The 15,048-nt window shown below is 70.7% G+C and carries 14 protein-coding genes; 10 read left to right on the forward strand and 4 right to left on the reverse strand.

Annotated features, from left to right (window positions below; genetic code table 11):
* Nucleotides 1-8: 8 nt before the first annotated feature.
* From ACWDOP_RS28910 to ACWDOP_RS28945, 8 genes are all read left to right on the forward strand, one after another.
* Nucleotides 9-1,019 (forward strand): peptidase MA family metallohydrolase, encoded by a 1,011-nt coding sequence (locus tag ACWDOP_RS28910; RefSeq protein ID WP_456347555.1) that lies wholly within the window; start codon nucleotides 9-11, stop codon nucleotides 1,017-1,019.
* A 187-nt stretch (nucleotides 1,020-1,206) separates the two neighbouring features.
* Nucleotides 1,207-2,352: a glycosyltransferase family 4 protein gene (locus ACWDOP_RS28915; RefSeq protein WP_454206774.1), complete on the forward strand. Its 1,146-nt coding sequence runs from the start codon at nucleotides 1,207-1,209 to the stop codon at nucleotides 2,350-2,352.
* A 15-nt stretch (nucleotides 2,353-2,367) separates the two neighbouring features.
* Nucleotides 2,368-2,754 (forward strand): polyketide cyclase / dehydrase and lipid transport, encoded by a 387-nt coding sequence (locus tag ACWDOP_RS28920; RefSeq protein WP_456347556.1) that lies wholly within the window; start codon nucleotides 2,368-2,370, stop codon nucleotides 2,752-2,754.
* A gap of 65 nt (nucleotides 2,755-2,819) precedes the next feature.
* Entirely contained in the window at nucleotides 2,820-3,257 is a 438-nt protein-coding gene (locus tag ACWDOP_RS28925) for an SRPBCC family protein (protein ID WP_454206778.1), read from the forward strand.
* Nucleotides 3,258-3,301: 44 nt separating this feature from the next.
* Nucleotides 3,302-4,693, forward strand: a complete 1,392-nt coding sequence (locus ACWDOP_RS28930; RefSeq protein WP_456347570.1) for an ArsA family ATPase — start codon at nucleotides 3,302-3,304, stop codon at nucleotides 4,691-4,693.
* On the forward strand, nucleotides 4,690-5,628 hold the full coding sequence (locus ACWDOP_RS28935) for a hypothetical protein (RefSeq protein WP_456347557.1): 939 nt from the start codon (nucleotides 4,690-4,692) through the stop codon (nucleotides 5,626-5,628). The genes ACWDOP_RS28930 and ACWDOP_RS28935 overlap by 4 nt, the downstream gene beginning before the upstream one ends.
* Nucleotides 5,625-6,626: an ROK family glucokinase gene (locus ACWDOP_RS28940; RefSeq protein WP_454206782.1), complete on the forward strand. Its 1,002-nt coding sequence runs from the start codon at nucleotides 5,625-5,627 to the stop codon at nucleotides 6,624-6,626. Before ACWDOP_RS28935 ends, ACWDOP_RS28940 begins: the two co-directional genes overlap by 4 nt.
* Nucleotides 6,627-6,774: 148 nt before the next feature.
* The gene (locus ACWDOP_RS28945; RefSeq protein WP_456347558.1) at nucleotides 6,775-7,500 is read left to right on the forward strand and encodes a lysophospholipid acyltransferase family protein; all 726 of its coding nucleotides are present in this window, start codon (nucleotides 6,775-6,777) and stop codon (nucleotides 7,498-7,500) included.
* A 123-nt stretch (nucleotides 7,501-7,623) separates the two neighbouring features.
* Here the strand turns inward: ACWDOP_RS28945 and ACWDOP_RS28950 are convergent, their stop codons facing one another.
* A complete protein-coding gene (locus tag ACWDOP_RS28950; RefSeq protein ID WP_454206785.1) occupies nucleotides 7,624-8,121 on the reverse strand; it encodes a polyadenylate-specific 3'-exoribonuclease AS in 498 nt (165 codons plus the stop codon).
* A gap of 238 nt (nucleotides 8,122-8,359) precedes the next feature.
* Here ACWDOP_RS28950 and ACWDOP_RS28955 point away from each other — a divergent pair, with 238 nt between their 5' ends.
* Entirely contained in the window at nucleotides 8,360-9,748 is a 1,389-nt protein-coding gene (locus tag ACWDOP_RS28955; protein WP_456347559.1) for a class II 3-deoxy-7-phosphoheptulonate synthase, read from the forward strand.
* Between the two features lie 108 nt (nucleotides 9,749-9,856).
* Here the strand turns inward: ACWDOP_RS28955 and pknB are convergent, their stop codons facing one another.
* Complete coding sequence (gene pknB, locus ACWDOP_RS28960) at nucleotides 9,857-11,860, reverse strand: Stk1 family PASTA domain-containing Ser/Thr kinase (RefSeq protein ID WP_456347560.1); 2,004 nt, start codon at nucleotides 11,858-11,860, stop codon at nucleotides 9,857-9,859.
* 104 nt (nucleotides 11,861-11,964) lie between these two features.
* On the opposite strand from pknB, the gene ACWDOP_RS28965 reads away from it, so the two are divergent.
* Nucleotides 11,965-12,333, forward strand: a complete 369-nt coding sequence (locus tag ACWDOP_RS28965) for an Rv2175c family DNA-binding protein (protein WP_456347561.1) — start codon at nucleotides 11,965-11,967, stop codon at nucleotides 12,331-12,333.
* A 61-nt stretch (nucleotides 12,334-12,394) separates the two neighbouring features.
* On the opposite strand, the gene ACWDOP_RS28970 is transcribed toward ACWDOP_RS28965, so the two are convergent.
* Both ACWDOP_RS28970 and ACWDOP_RS28975 read right to left on the reverse strand, forming a co-directional pair.
* Complete coding sequence (locus tag ACWDOP_RS28970) at nucleotides 12,395-13,369, reverse strand: phytoene/squalene synthase family protein (protein ID WP_456347562.1); 975 nt, start codon at nucleotides 13,367-13,369, stop codon at nucleotides 12,395-12,397.
* Nucleotides 13,366-14,907, reverse strand: a complete 1,542-nt coding sequence (locus ACWDOP_RS28975; protein WP_454206817.1) for an alpha-(1->6)-mannopyranosyltransferase A — start codon at nucleotides 14,905-14,907, stop codon at nucleotides 13,366-13,368. Before ACWDOP_RS28975 ends, ACWDOP_RS28970 begins: the two co-directional genes overlap by 4 nt.
* Nucleotides 14,908-15,048: the final 141 nt, after the last annotated feature.

The raw sequence follows: 15,048 nt of genomic DNA on the forward strand, positions 1-15,048 counted from the left end.
AGGTGGCAATGAGCGCACTGCGACAGGTTCGCGGCTGGTTCTCGGCCAAGCGGCGATTCGAGTTCTGCCTCGTCCTCGTCATGGTGACCGGGCTGACCGCGGCCTGCGGCGCGCTGCTCATGCTGCCCAATTCGGTGCTGCCGAAGTTGCGCGCGGTGGTGCCCGGTCCCGAGAGCGGTCAGGTCACCGCCTCGGATCCGCAAGTGCCACAGGTCAAACGGTTGATGGAGGGGTACGGCAAGGTCATCGCGGAGACGGTCGGCACCGGCGACGGCCGCAGCGGGATCGTGCTCGGGCACGCGTCGCGCAGCGCCGACGTGGAGGTGCTGGCCGGTGAACTCGCCGCCGCCACCCTCGCGGTGACCGCGCTGTGGGGTCCGCAGTGGTCGCAGGCCCCGGTGGTGGTCGTGGCCGCCAGCGCAACCGAATTCGCCGCGCTGACCAATGCCACCGGCGACGTTCCGGCCGAAGTCGCGGCGGCGACCATCTCCGACGTGTTCCATCCCGGGGCGCAGCCGACCGGGCAGCGCGTGGTCTTCGGACCCGAGGCCGGCCGGCGGCTCGGCCCCGACGGTCTGCGCACGGTGCTGCGGCACGAGCTCACCCACGTGGCCGCCCGCGCGGTGACCGCCGAGGACGCCCCGCAGTGGCTGCTCGAGGGTTTCGCCGAATACTCCGCGCATCGCGGTTCGGCCGCGACCGTCGCCGAGATCGCGCCGACGCTGACCGCGCGGGCGCGGACCGCGGCGCTGCCCGGGGATCTGCCCGCCGACGCGGTGTTCGAGCCCGCGAGCGGGCAGGCCGCCCTCGCCTACGAACAGGCTTGGTCGGCGTGCGCGTTCCTCGCCGATCGCTACGGCGAGGACCGATTGACCGGGCTCTACCGGCAATTGGCGCGGGGGCCGCAGGATCGCGCCGCGGTGGACGCGGTGTTCCGCACGGTCATCGCCACCTCCTACGACGATTTCCTGAGTGGCTGGCGCGCCTGGATCACCTCGCGCAGCACCGAAGGCGCGTGAGAAGCCTTCCGGCCTGCTCGTTTCCACGGCCCAGGGCTCGAACCGGGCATTCCAACCGGTTCGGTCGAATGCGACGCGCCGGTCCGGCGCGCGTGGCACGCCCGGCCGCCCGCGCGCGGATGCCGTGTCGGGGTGCGAGGTTTCGGGGCGGGGATCGCGGTCGGCGCCGGTGCAGTAGGTTGGGCACATGGGGCGAACCTTGCTGGTTACCAATGATTTCCCGCCGCGACCGGGAGGTATTCAGTCCTATGTCCATGCGCTCGCGATGCAGCTGCCGCCCGATGATCTGGTGGTGTACGCGCCCCGCTGGAAGGGCGACAGCCACCGGAGGTTCGACGCCGAGCAGCCGTTCCAGGTGGTCCGCCACCCCACGACCCTGATGTTGCCGACGCCGCTGGTCATGCGCCGCGCCGCCAAGCTGATTCGTGACGAGCAGTGCGAACAGGTGTGGTTCGGCGCGGCCGCGCCCCTCGCGCTCATGTCGCCGCACCTGCGCCGGGCCGGGGCCGAGCGCATCGTGGCCTCCACGCACGGGCACGAGGTCGGCTGGTCGATGCTGCCGGGCGCACGCCAGGCGCTGCGCGCGATCGGCGACGACACCGATGTCATCACCTACGTCAGCAAGTACACCCGCCGCCGGTTCTCCGCGGCCTTCGGGGTCGACGCGGCCCTGGAATACCTGCCCCCGGCGGTGGATTCGGAGGTGTTCAAGCCCGATCCGGCCGCCCGCGCCGTCCTGCGCGAACGCTACGGGCTGGGCGATCGGCCCACCGTGCTGTGCCTGTCGCGCCTGGTCCCGCGCAAGGGGCAGGACGCGCTCATCGTGGCGATGAAGGACATTCGTGACCGGATCGACGGCGCGGTGCTCGTCATCGCGGGCGGCGGGCCGTACGAGGAGAAGCTGCGCCAGCTGGCCAGGTCCGCGGGCGTCGCCGACGACGTGGTGTTCACCGGCCGGGTGCCGTCGGCCGAACTCGCCGCGCACCACACCATCGCCGATGTCTTCGCGATGCCGTGCCGCACCCGCGGTTTCGGCCTGGACGTCGAGGGTCTGGGCATCGTGTTCCTGGAAGCCTCGGCCAGCGGGGTGCCGGTGGTGGCGGGCGATTCCGGTGGTGCGCCCGAAACGGTGCGCGAGGGCGAGACGGGCCACGTGGTGGACGGTCGCTCGACCGCGGCCATCACCGACGCGATCGTGGCAGTGCTGTCCGATCGCGACGCCGCGGCCCGCATGGGCGCGGCCGGTCGGGCCTGGGTGCAGCGGCAATGGCGCTGGGATCGCATGGGCGTGCGGCTGCGGGAACTGCTGGATACGAACGTGCCGGCGATCTGAGCTAGGCTCAGCCGAGTGAGCAGTATCCAGGTTGCCGACCAGACCTTCGTCGCCGCGCCGGGCGCCGCCGTGGGCGAAGTCCTGGCAGATAAGGCCCGTTGGCGTCGCTGGTGGCCGGATCTGCAACTGCAGGTGCGAGAGGATCGCGCCGACAAGGGGATTCGCTGGACCATCGCCGGCGGCGCCACCGGGACCATGGAGGTCTGGCTCGAGCCCATGCTCGACGGGGTCATCCTGCACTACTTCATGCACGCCGAGCCCAAGGGCGTGGAGTCGATGTCCGCGCGCGATCTCATGGCCGCCAACCGCGCCCGCCGGGTCGCCGGGAAGACGATGTCCTTTGAGATCAAGGCTCGTCTGGAGGCCGGCCGCAAGGCCGGCGTCGCCCCCGCCGCGCGCTGAACTCCGCCCGGATCTCTCCGCTCGAAGATTCCGCCGCCGCAGCTGGAAAGGAAGCGTTGCCTCCCATGGCCGATCGCACCCAACGGTCGATCGTGATCGACGCCCCCTCGGAACGAGTGATGGCCGTCATCGCGGATCTGGAGTCGTATCCGGAATGGGTCGCCGCGGCCCGTTCGGTCGAGGTGCTCGACAAGGACCCGCGCGGGCGCGCGCGGACCGCGCGTTTCGTGCTGGACGCGGGCGTCGTGAAGGACACCTACACCCTGTCCTATACCTGGCGGCCCGACGGCCGCGCGGTCAGCTGGACGCTGATCGGCGGGGAACTGCAGAAGGCGCAGGACGGCACCTACGAACTCTTCGAGCTGCCCGACGGTAGTACCGAAGTGGTGTACGAGCTCACGGTGGACCTGAACATCCCGATGATCGGCATGTTCAAACGCAAGGCCGAGAAGGTCATCACCGATACCGCGCTGACCGAACTCAAGAAACGGGTCGAAGGCTGACCGCGAGTACGACTGGACGCCCGTCGCGCTCCACCCGCGTGGAGCTGTTCGTCGGCAAGGGCGGGGTGGGGAAGACGACGCTGGCGTGCGCGACCGCGCTCGCCCACGCGCGCGCGGGGGAGCGGGTGCTGCTGGCCTCGCTCGATCAGGCGCATTCGCTCGGCGACGCCCTGGGTTTCCGGTTCCGGCATCAGCCGGGCGGCGTGCCGGGCGTGGCCGCGGTGCAGCCGGGCCTCGATGTCATCGAGGTGGATTCCCTTGCGCTGCTGGAGGATCGCTTCCGCACGGTACTGCTGCTGCTCTCGGGGGCGAAGAACGAGCACGGGATAGACGTCTCGGCGCTGGATCCCGCGGAGCTGACCGGCCTGCCCGGCATCCAGGAACTGCTGGCGCTGCTCGAGATCACCGATTTCGCGGGTATCGGCCGGTGGGACGTCATCGTGCTGGACTGCCCGCCCTCGGCCGACATGCTCCGCATCGTCACCGCGCCGGACACCCTGCTGGGTTATCTGGATCGGGTGTGGCCCGCGCACGCGCGCGCCCTGACCTCGGTGGGCGGGGATTTCCGGCAGGCGATGATCGCGGTGTCGGTGGAGCAGATCGTCACCCTGGTCACCGCGGCCCGCGATCTGCTCGCGGACCGCTCGCGCACCACCGCCCGCCTGGTCACCGCGCCCGAACAGGTCGCGGTGGCCGAATCCACCCGGGTGCGGTCCGCGGCCGCGCTGCTGGGCCTGGAATTGACCGGTGTGCTGGTCAACAAGGTGCTGCCCGATCTGACCGAGGCCGAACCGCCCGCCGCGCAGTCGAATTCGGCCGCGTTCGTGTCCGGGGAACCGGCGCTGCTGGGCCCCGACGACGACACCGCGACCGTCGCGGCCTGGACCACGCGCCGCAGTGGCGCGGCCGCCTGGTTCGGCACGCCCGCGCCGGCCGCGCATCATCCGGCCGTGCGGTGGTATTCCGATCGACAGGCGGAACAACTCGCCGTTGTCGAGGATTTGCGCAAGCGGATGGGCGGGATACCGGTGCGGGTGGTACGGCACGCGGGGACCGAACCGGTGGGGCTGGCGGCATTGACGGCGCTCTCGCAGGGGATCGATGCGAGTGGTGACTGGGTAGGCGGGGGCGGTATCCCTATGCTTGGCTCAGATGCGGACGGTGTGCTGTCCGGCTCCGGCGGGCCGCAGGTGCGGCACGAATCGGGGACGGGTCTGGACTCGGTGTTCGCGATGCGTATGCATCTGCCCGTGGTCGATCCGTCGACCCTGCAGCTGGGACGAGTGGAGGACGATTTGATCGTGGGAGCGGACGGGGTCAGGCGCCGGCTGCGGCTGGCGCCGGTATTGCGGCGGTGCACGGTCGAGGCCGCCGAACTCGACGGCGATCACCTGGTGATCCGCTTCCGCCCGGACCCCGAGGTCTGGCCGAAATGACGACCTCCCAGGATCATCCGCGCGCCGGGCACCCGGACGATAATTTCAGCGAGTTCGCCGAAGAATTGCGACTGCTCGCCGAGGCCGTGCTCGAACGCGTCGAACCGGTGCTGCGCCGGACCGCGGCCGACGGGCGTATCCAGTGGTCGAGTTGCAGCTGGTGCCCGGTGTGCGCGGCGGCCGCGGTGGTGCGCGGTGAGCATCACGACGTGGTGGCGGCCATCGCCGATCACGGCACCGCCATCGTCACCGTGCTGCGCGAGGCGCTCGCGGGGGTTCCGGTGGAGCCGTTGATTCCGCCGGATCTGGATCCGGACTCGCCGGAATATCATGCGTGGCTCCATGATTCGTACGGGCACCGCAGCGCGCCGGAGCAGCGTTTCGGGATGACCGATCCGGAGGATCTCGCCGGGGCGGGTGGTCCCGCGGCCGAGTCCGGCTCCGCGGCCGACGATTCCACCGGTCGCGAGGGTGATTCCGCCGGTTCGCCCGGTGCGCGGGGCGCCGACGCCGGAGGTGCCCGCGGTGCCGCGCACGGCAGCGCGGTTGCCGGATTGGGCGGCCTGCTGGCCAAGTTCGCCGCGGGGGCGCAGGCGGTCGCCGCCGAACGCCGTGCCCGCGGCCATGATTCGCCCGCCGCGAGCTGGTCCGGGGCCGCGGCCGCGCGGTCCGGCGATCCGGCCGCCGGGGCCCGCCCGGACGCGAGCGCCGACGCCGCGACCGAAGGCGCTGTGGGCGGCCATGATTCGTCCGCCGACCGGGCCGCCGAGGATCCCCTCGGTCGCGGGCCGGGTACGGCGCGCCGGCCCGGTGACGCGCAGCCGGGTCGTGGCGCGGACCAGCGTCCGGCCGGACACGGTGCGGCGCAGACCGGCCGTGACCGACGGGGGGCGCGGTCCGGATACGTCCCGATAGATGTGACCATCAAGGCATGAGGGGCCGGACGCAGGTGCCCCTGACGGTGGGAATCGACGTGGGCGGCACCAATATTCGAGCTTCGGTCGTCGACGGCTCGGGCGAGGTTCTCGACACCGTCACCGCGCCGACCCCGCAGTCGGCGCGCGCCCTGGAGGACGGCCTGGCCCGCGCGGTGCGCGAGCTGTGCGCCCGGCACGCCATCGGCGCGGTCGGGCTGGCGGTCGCGGGCTTCGTGGACGAGGACCGGGCGACGGTGCGGTTCGCCCCGCATTTGCCGTGGGAGGACGCGCCGGTGGCGCAGCGGCTCACCGATCGGCTCGGGCTGCCGGTCATCCTCGAACACGACGCCAACGCCGCCATGTGGGCCGAGTACCGCTTCGGCGCGGCGGCCGGCGGGCGCAACGTGGTGCTGGTGGCCATCGGCACCGGTATCGGCGCTGCGTTGCTGGTGGGCGGGCAGCTCTATCGCGGCAGCTACGGTGTCGCGCCCGAACTCGGCCATCTGACCGTGGTCCCCAACGGCCGGGCCTGTGCCTGCGGTAAACGCGGCTGCTGGGAAAGGTATTGCAGCGGAACGGCGCTGGTGGACACCGCACTGGAATTGCTGGCCACCGATCCGCAGCGCTCGGCGCTGCTGAGCCGCGAGGCCGATCGCGATCCCGATTCGCTGACCGGCAGGCGGGTGGCGGGCGCGGCGCAGGACGGCGATCCGGTCGCCCTGGATGTGATGGCCGATTTCGCGCGCTGGCTCGGGCTCGGACTCGCCGGGGTGAGCGACATCTTCGACCCGGACCTGATCGTGGTGGCCGGTGGCGTGAGCACCTCGGCGCCGCTGTTCCTCGACGCGGCGCGCGAGCACTACTCGGTGGCCATCACCGGGGCGCGGCATCGTCCGCTGGCCCGCATTCGCACCGCGCAACTGGGCGAGGCGGCGGGCATGATCGGCGCGGCCGAGCTGGCGCGGGCGGCGCTCGAGGTCGGCCGGGACGCGGTGCCCGCGGGTCCGCTGCGCTGATTTGTGACGCCCGGTGAATTCGATGTGAATCACAGCCGTCCGGCGGTGGGCGGTTGGTCACCGCCAGGTCTCAGCGGTAGAGTCGGGATTTGAATGTGGTGCCCGCAACGAGGCCGGTCCCGGGTATCGAAACAGGGGAAAGGACGCAATGTTCTACTGGCTGCTGAAATTCGTTTTGGTGGGACCGCTCATCCAGCTGATCAACCGGCCCAAGGTCGAGGGTGTGGAGAATATCCCCGCCGACGGCGCCGCGATTCTGGCCGGAAATCATCTGTCGTTCACGGACTGGCTCTTCACCCCGCTGGCGAGCCCGCGACGCATCACGTATCTGGCCAAGGCCGAATATTTCACCACGCCCGGCTTCAAGGGCCGTTTGCAGAAGTTCTTCTTCAGCGGCACGGGTCAGTACCCGATCGACCGCACCGGTGCGAGTGCCGCGGAGAGCGCGCTGAACACCGCGCGCAAGCTGCTCGGTGAGGGCCGGCTCGTCGGCCTGTACCCCGAGGGCACTCGCTCGCCGGACGGCCGGCTGTACAAGGGCAAGACCGGCGTCGCCCGGCTCGCGCTCGAGACCGGCGTCCCGGTGATCCCGGTGGCGCTCATCGGCACCGACGAGGTCTGCCCGCCCGGGCCGTTCCGCTGGCGGCCCCGCAAGGTGACCGTCAAGTTCGGCAAGCCCATCGACTTCTCGCGGTACGAGGGCATGGGCGGCAACCGCTTCGTCGAGCGCGCGGTGACCGACGAGATCATGTACGAGCTCATGCAGATGGGCGAGCAGGAGTACGTCGACGTGTACGCGGCGAGCCTGAAGGACGGCGTGCCCTCGGGCAGCCGCCCCGATGTGGATCGCATTCCGCAGACCATGGCGGGCTGATCACCGCATTCGGGTGATCGGACCGGACGAAAGGCCCCGGGAGACCAAGTCTCCCGGGGCCTTTCGCTGTCGGTGATCCCGGCGTCCGGGTGCGGCGTCCGGCGGCGCGCCCCCGGGCTCGGATCAGGAGGTCCGCAGGCGCCGGTGCGCCTCTATGGCCTCGAACTTGGCCAGATTGTGCCGGGCGTCCGCGAGCGCGTCGTGCGCGTCCTTGGGTACCGGGGGTAGTGCGGGCTTGCCGTGCTGCTCCCAGTGCTGGCGCAGCTCGTTCGTGTACCGCGGCAGCGCGTTGGGCAGGTCCACCATCGACCCCCACAGCTGGCACAGCGCCACGTGGTCGTACGCGCTCGCCCACGCCCACAGCTCGGGCTCTACTCCCGTGCGCGGCACCAGGAACCGGTACAGGTCCTCGCGGATCTTTTCCCGGCTGCGCCACAGCGGCGAGGCGGGCGGCGGCAGCTGCGGCAGCACGTAGCGCCGGACGAACGGCCCGGCTTTCTCGGCGTCGAATTCGGTGGAGACGGCATAGTATTCGCGGCCGTCCTCGCACACCACGCCAATGGAGACCAGGTCGATGGTCGTGCCGTCCTCGATGAATTCGCAATCATAGAAATAGCGCAAAAGAGACGGTCCACTCCTCGGTCGGCGGCCGCTGTCGACAACCCACCGGCGCGGGATGAGGATGATCCGGGAAGATCATCCGGGATCAGCCTAGGTTCCGGGTCCGGCGCGCTTCCGGGTGGGCGGACGGTACCGGTTCGCGGCCGCGCCGGTTCATCGAAACAGACCCGCGACGGTGTGGTTTTTCTCAGCCCTGGGTGAGGTCCGCGCGGTTTGTCGCGGTCCGTATTCTTGACACGTGAACTGGACCGTCGACGTACCGATCGATCGCCTGCCGGAACTCCCTCCGCTGCCCGCGGCGCTGCGCCGGCGTCTGGACGACGCGCTATCCCGCGAGGCGCTGCAGCAGCCGAGCTGGGACCCGGATCAGGCCGCCAAGATGCGGACCGTACTCGAGAGCGTGCCGCCCATCTGCGTGCCCGCCGAGGTCGAGGAGCTCAAGCTCCGTCTGGCCGAGGTCGCGCGCGGGGAAGCGTTCCTCATGCAGGGCGGTGACTGCGCGGAGACCTTCGCGGACAACACCGAACCGCATATTCGAGGCAACATCCGCACGCTGCTGCAGATGGCCGTGGTGCTGACCTACGGCGCGAGCCTGCCGGTGGTGAAGGTGGCCCGCATCGCGGGCCAGTACGCCAAGCCCCGCTCGTCCAACACCGACTCCCTCGGCCTCATCTCCTACCGCGGTGACATGGTCAACTCGCTCGTCGCCGATCCGGCGCTGCGCGAACACGATCCGTCGCGGCTGGTGCGCGCCTACGCCAACGCCTCGGCCGCCATGAACCTGGTGCGGGCCATGACCTCGGCCGGCATGGCCGACCTGCACCAGGTCCACAACTGGAACCGCGAGTTCGTGGCGCAGTCCCCGGCGGGGGCCCGCTACGAGGCCATGGGCATCGAGATCGACCGCGCGCTGGCGTTCATGAAGGCGTGCCGGGTCAACGATCCGAACCTGTCCACCGCGCGCCTGTACGCCTCGCACGAGGCCCTGGTCCTGGACTACGAGCGGGCGATGCTGCGCCTGAGCGAGCACCCGGTCACCGGTGAGCCGCTGCTGTACGACCTGTCGGCGCACTTCCTGTGGATCGGCGAGCGCACCCGCGCCCTGGACGGCGCGCACATCGCCTTCGCCGAACTGCTCGCCAACCCGATCGGTCTCAAGATCGGCCCGACCACCACGCCCGAGCAGGCCGTGGAATACGTCGAGCGCCTGGACCCGAACAACGAGCCCGGCCGCCTGACCCTGGTCGCGCGCATGGGCAACGGCAAGGTCCGCGACGTGCTGCCCGCGATCATCGAGAAGGTGCAGGCCACCGGGCACCAGGTCATCTGGCAGTGCGATCCCATGCACGGCAACACGCACGAGACCTCGAACGGCTACAAGACCCGGCACTTCGACCGCATCGTCGACGAGGTGCAGGGCTTCTTCGAGGTGCATCACGCACTGGGCACCCACCCGGGCGGCCTGCACATCGAGCTGACCGGCGAGAACGTCACCGAGTGCCTCGGCGGCGCGCAGGACATCTCGGATCTGGATCTGTCGGATCGCTACGAGACCGCCTGTGATCCGCGCCTGAACACCCAGCAGTCCCTCGAACTGGCGTTCCTCGTGGCGGAAATGCTGCGCTGAGCCCGGCGGCCGGGCGCGCGACGGCGCTCGGCGACAAGGCGATACGCGCGCGGCCCGATCCCCTCGGATCGGGCCGCGCCGCTGTTCGAAGCGAATGCGGTTGCGCCGCTAGGGAATGGCGACCAGGGTGATGGTCGCGCCGGATTCCACGTTGTTGCCGACGCCGGTGCTCTGGGAGATGACCAGGGAATTGTCGTTGGACGCCAGCTGGCGGACGGTGACCTGCAGGCCCAGGGCCTCCAGTTTCGCGCGGGCGGCGGCGACGGTGCTGCCCAGCACATTCGGCACTTCGATGCCGTCGTTCAGGATCAGGGTGACGGCGCTGCCGGATTCGACGGTGGAGCCCGCGGCGGGATCGGTGCCGACCACCTCACCGGATTTGATCTTGGGGTGGAATTCGTTCCGGGTGCCGCCGACGGTGAGCCCGGCCTTCTCCAGGGTCTCGCGGGCCTCGGTCTCGGTCTTGCCGCTCAGATCCGGGAGTTTCACCGGCAGGGAACCCTTGCTGCGGAACACCTTCACGTTCGCGCCCGCGGGCAGTATGGTCCCGGGCACCGGATCCACCTTGGCGACCGTGCCTTTCGCGGCCGCGCTACCGACCTCGCCCGCGTCCACCGGGGTCAGCCCGGCATCCTTGATGGCCTGATTGACGGTGTTCACGTCCGCGCCCGGCGCGACCTCCGGAACCCGGGGCTTGCCGCTCGAGACCAGCACGGCCACCGTCGAACCCTTGGTGAGCTTGGATCCGGCGGGCGGATCGGTGCCGACCACGTTGCCCACCGGGATGATGTCCGAGGCCTTCTGCTTGGTCTCGGCCTCGAAGCCCGCGGCCTCGACGGCGGCGACCGCGCGCTGGGTGTCGAGGCCGGCGATCGAGGGCACCGCCTCGTACCGGCCCATGCCCAGCCACCAGCCGCCGATGCCCAACAGCAGCGCCAGGGTGATCACCACGCCCAGCCACACCATCACCGTGCGCCGGGATCTGCTGCCGTTCTCGATGAGCTCGGAGTGGTAGTCCCCGCGGCCGGGCGGCGCGCCCGCGGGAGCCGGCGGCTGCGCGAAGTCCGGGGGGATCTCGCGGGCCGCGGTCATGACCCGGGTGTGCCGCTGCGGCGGCGGCGGGGTTTCGGCGGGCAGCCGGGTGGTGAGGTCGGTCGCGCCGGGCGGGGGCGGGGTGTTCCGGCGGCGCCCGGGGGCCGGCGCGGCCGCCGGTGCGGGCGTCACGGCCTTGTACCGGGCGCTGAGGTGCTCGGCCGAGTCCTGCGGCGCGGGCACCCGGTACTCGGGCAGGCGCAGCTCGTGCGCGATGCGCCGCAGCTCACCCGCCATCTCGGCGGCGTCGGCGTAGCGGTGCCCGGGTTCGCGGGCGGTCGCGTGCGCGACCAGTTCGTCGAACTCGGCGGGCACGCCCGCGATGAAACGGCTCGGGCTGGGTACATCCTTCTCGACGCGCTGCAGGGCCACCGAGATGGAGGTGTCACCGGTGAACGGGGTACGCCCGGTGAGCATTTCGAAGATGAGCACGCCCGCGGAGTACACGTCGCTGCGCGAATCGGCGCTGCCGCTGGTGACCTGCTCGGGGGACAGGTACGCGGCCGTGCCCAGAATCACGCTGTCGGAGGTGATGTTCGCGGCGGCCACCGCGCGCACCAGGCCGAAGTCGGCGATCTTGACCTCGCCGGAGTCGGAGATGAGGACGTTCTCCGGTTTGATGTCCCGGTGCACGAGCCCGGCCGCGTGCGCGACGCCGATGGCCGCCAGCACGGGCTCGGCGACCGCGCGCACCGCGTGCGGGGGCATGGGCCCGCGTTCGCGCAGCAGCTCGCGCAGGGTGCCGCCCTCGACCAGTTCCATGACCAGGAAGGGGTGATCGCCGTCCAGGCCCTGGTCGTACACCGCGACCAGGGACGGATGCTTGAGTTTGGCGACCGCGCGGGCCTCGAGTTCGAAGCGGGTGAGGAACTGCGGATCGGCGGCGAACTTGGGATCCATCACCTTGATGGCGACCGGACGGTCGAGCCGGGTGTCCACCCCTCGGAACACCATGGACATACCGCCGCGCGCGATCGGCGCGTCGATGCGGTAGCGCCCTTCCAGCATCTGGCCGATCAACTGCAACCCTTCCGACGAACAGCCGCTCTCTGCGGCTGGACCCGATGGTAGTCGGGTCGGGGTGTGATGCGGCGGATGCGAGGCGACAGACTACCGTTGTCCGGGTGAGTGCCATCCCTTTCAGCGATGATGTCCTGCCCGCCTCGGTGACCCTGATTCCGCTGCCCGACGTCGCGGACCGCATGGGCCTGGTCGTGACCCGGGTGCATCAGCTGCTGCGCGATCGCCAGATCATCGCGGTGCGCCGCGACGGCGTGCTCGGGATCCCGGAGGAGTTCTTCGACGCGCACGGCAACATCGCCAAGCATCTGACCGGCCTCATCACGGTCATGCACGACGCGAAGTACACCGACGAGGAGATCCTCGAGTGGGTGTACACGGTGGACGAGTCGCTGCCGGGCCGTCCGATCGACGCGCTGCACGGTGATCTGGCCCGCGAGGTCATCCGCCGCGCCGCCGCCGACCCGTTCTAGGCGCACGCCGGGAACGCTCCGTAGCCGACGTCCGCACCGGCCCGCGCCGGGGCGGGCCTGGTCACCGGGCGGGTTGCAGGGTCTTGGTGGTGAATTCCCTTGCCGCCACCCGTAATCGGCGGTGGGCGGGGACCGTCGCGCGGCCGCCGAAGATCTCGTGGTCGCGACGCTCGATCTCCTCGAGGATGCCGCCGTAGAGGGTGGCGGCGGTGCGGATCGCCGGGCGCACGCGCGGGAGCAGCAGGTCGATGCCGGGCAGCGCGCGGCGGTAGATGTCGCGGTTGACGGCGATCAGGTGGGCCACCGCGCGGCGCACGCGCGGGTCGGTCTCGCCGGTGCGGCGGCACGCGGTGAGCAGGTCGTGGTCGACGCCGAAGGCGGCCAGGTCGTCGGCGGGCAGGTAGACGCGGCCGCGATCCAGGTCCTCGGCGACATCGCGCAGGAAATTGGTGAGCTGGAAGGCTTCCCCGAGCGCCGCGGCGGCGGGTTCGGCCTCCTCGACCGGAACGACGGTGCCCAGGACCGGCAGCAATTGCAGGCCGATGGCGGCGGCGGAACCGCGCATGTACTCGCGCAGGGCGGCCATCGTGGGGTAGCTGTCGCGGTAGTGCGGCCCGCCGGGGATGTCCATGCGCATGGAGTCCAGGAACACCCAGAAGTGTTCGGGGGCAATGGAATACCGGCGGATGGTGTCCGAGACCGCGAGCAGCACCCGATCCTCGAGGCCGCCCGGATCGGTGTGGTCCGGGGTGCCGAGCTCCGCCGGGCGCGATAGTCGCCCGCGCAGTTCGTATTCCAGGCGATCCAAGTGCGCGGCCGCCGCGTCGGCGTGTGCGCTGTCCGAGTTCGCCGCCACCGCACCGTCTTCGGCGGTGTCGACGATGTCGTCCACGAGCCGCGCGAAGGCGTACAGCGCGTGCACGGCCGGTCTTCGCTCGGGTTCGAGCAGCCGGGTTGCCAGGAAGTAGGTGCGGCCGTGCGCGGCGGCGATGCGCCGGCAGTCCCGGTAGGCGCGATCCAGCCCCGCCGGGGTCATGCCGGGCTGGGTGGGGAGCCCGCGTGCACCTGCACGCGCTCGGGCACCTTCGGATGGGTGTGCGCGCTCAACCGCAGCGGATCCACCGTGCGCAACGACAGGGCAGCCACCACGGCCGCGAACGTCGCCAGCGCCACGTGCGGGAAGTTGTATAGCCCGATGGATCCGTCGGGCTGGAACACCAGCATGAGCCAGGTACACACCCCCACCAGCCACTGCAGTGTCGTGGTGGAGAGCGCGAAGCCGGCGGCCAGCGCCAGCGGCCACGAGTAGTACCAGGGCAGCGCCGCGGGGGACAGGATCACGATCGCCACGAAGGCGATGAGAATGCCGAACACCGCCGCGCGCTCGCTGTTGCGGAACCGCCACCAGGTCCACACCAGCACCACGATCAGGGCGGCCGCGCACAGCGCGCGGGTCACGTCCAGCACCGGTTCCAGGCGGAACGGGGTCACCCAGGTGGTCATGTGCGCCATCACGGTCGGCAGCGACAGCCAGTTGATGATCTTCTTCGATCCGGACAGCGCGGTGAGCCAGCCGATGCCGACCCCGGCCAGCGCCGAGGCGACCGCGAAGACCGCGGCGAACACCGCCACCCCGAGCCCGGCGATCTTGGCGAACATGAGCGTCGGATGCGGCAGCTCGCCCTCGCCCTGCGCGGCACGGCGCTCACGTTCGTGAATCATCCAGATCCACACCAGGAACGGCAGCGCCACGCCCGCGGTCGCCTTCACCCCGACGCCGATGGCGACCACCACGATGCCCGCCACGTGATGCCGTTCGAGCACCAGCGCGATACCGGCCGCCATCAGCCCGACCATGAGCATCTCGTTGTGGACCCCGCCCATCAGATGGATCAGGACCAGCGGGTTGAGCACGGACAGCCACAGCGCGGTGGTGGGCTTGCCACCCAGATGTTTGGTCAGATGCGGTACGGCCCAGACCATCAGCGCCAGGCCCGGCAGCATGACCAGGCGCAGCGCGATCGTCCCGGCCACCACGTTCTCGCCCGTGAGCGAGGTGATGGCGCGCGCGAGCAGCAGGAAGATCGGGCCGTAGGGCGCGGTGGTGGTGGTCCACACCGGGCTCACATTGTCCAGCAGCACACCGGGATTCACGACCGGCCCGACCTCGTACGGATTGAACCCGTCGCGCAGCAGCGCGCCCTGGGCCAGGTACGAGTAGGCGTCGCGGCTGAACATGGGCACCGCGAACAGCAGCGGGAAGATCCAGATGCCGACGATCGCGCGCAGTTCGTTGAGGGTGACCGTCACGTTCGGGACGTTGCCGATCGTGGCCCGCCCGAGCCGGACCCACGCGGTGATCATGGCCAGCACGCCGATCCACACGAACACCGTCGAGAGCGCGTAGCCGTGCCCGAAACGCAGCCACGACAGGTGCGCGGCCTCGAGCAGCGGGTCGTTGCGGCGCACGCTGCCCGCGCCGAAACCGCCGAACGTGATCATCAGGGCGCCGAAGAAACCGAGCAGCGCGGCCTTGCCCTCGGGGCTGCGCGCGAAGTCGGCGTAGGAACGCATCCGGTGGTGCGATGCCGGGCCGCCGGTGATCCGGTCGGTGTCGGTGCCGCGCGGTGGGATGGCGGCGTCCGTATCGGGGGTCGGCATCGGTGGTCGTTCCCCCCGGAAAGGACGGCGGCGCCAGCCGCGGTGGTTCAGGTC

Source organism: Nocardia sp. NPDC003693 (assembly GCF_053981095.1).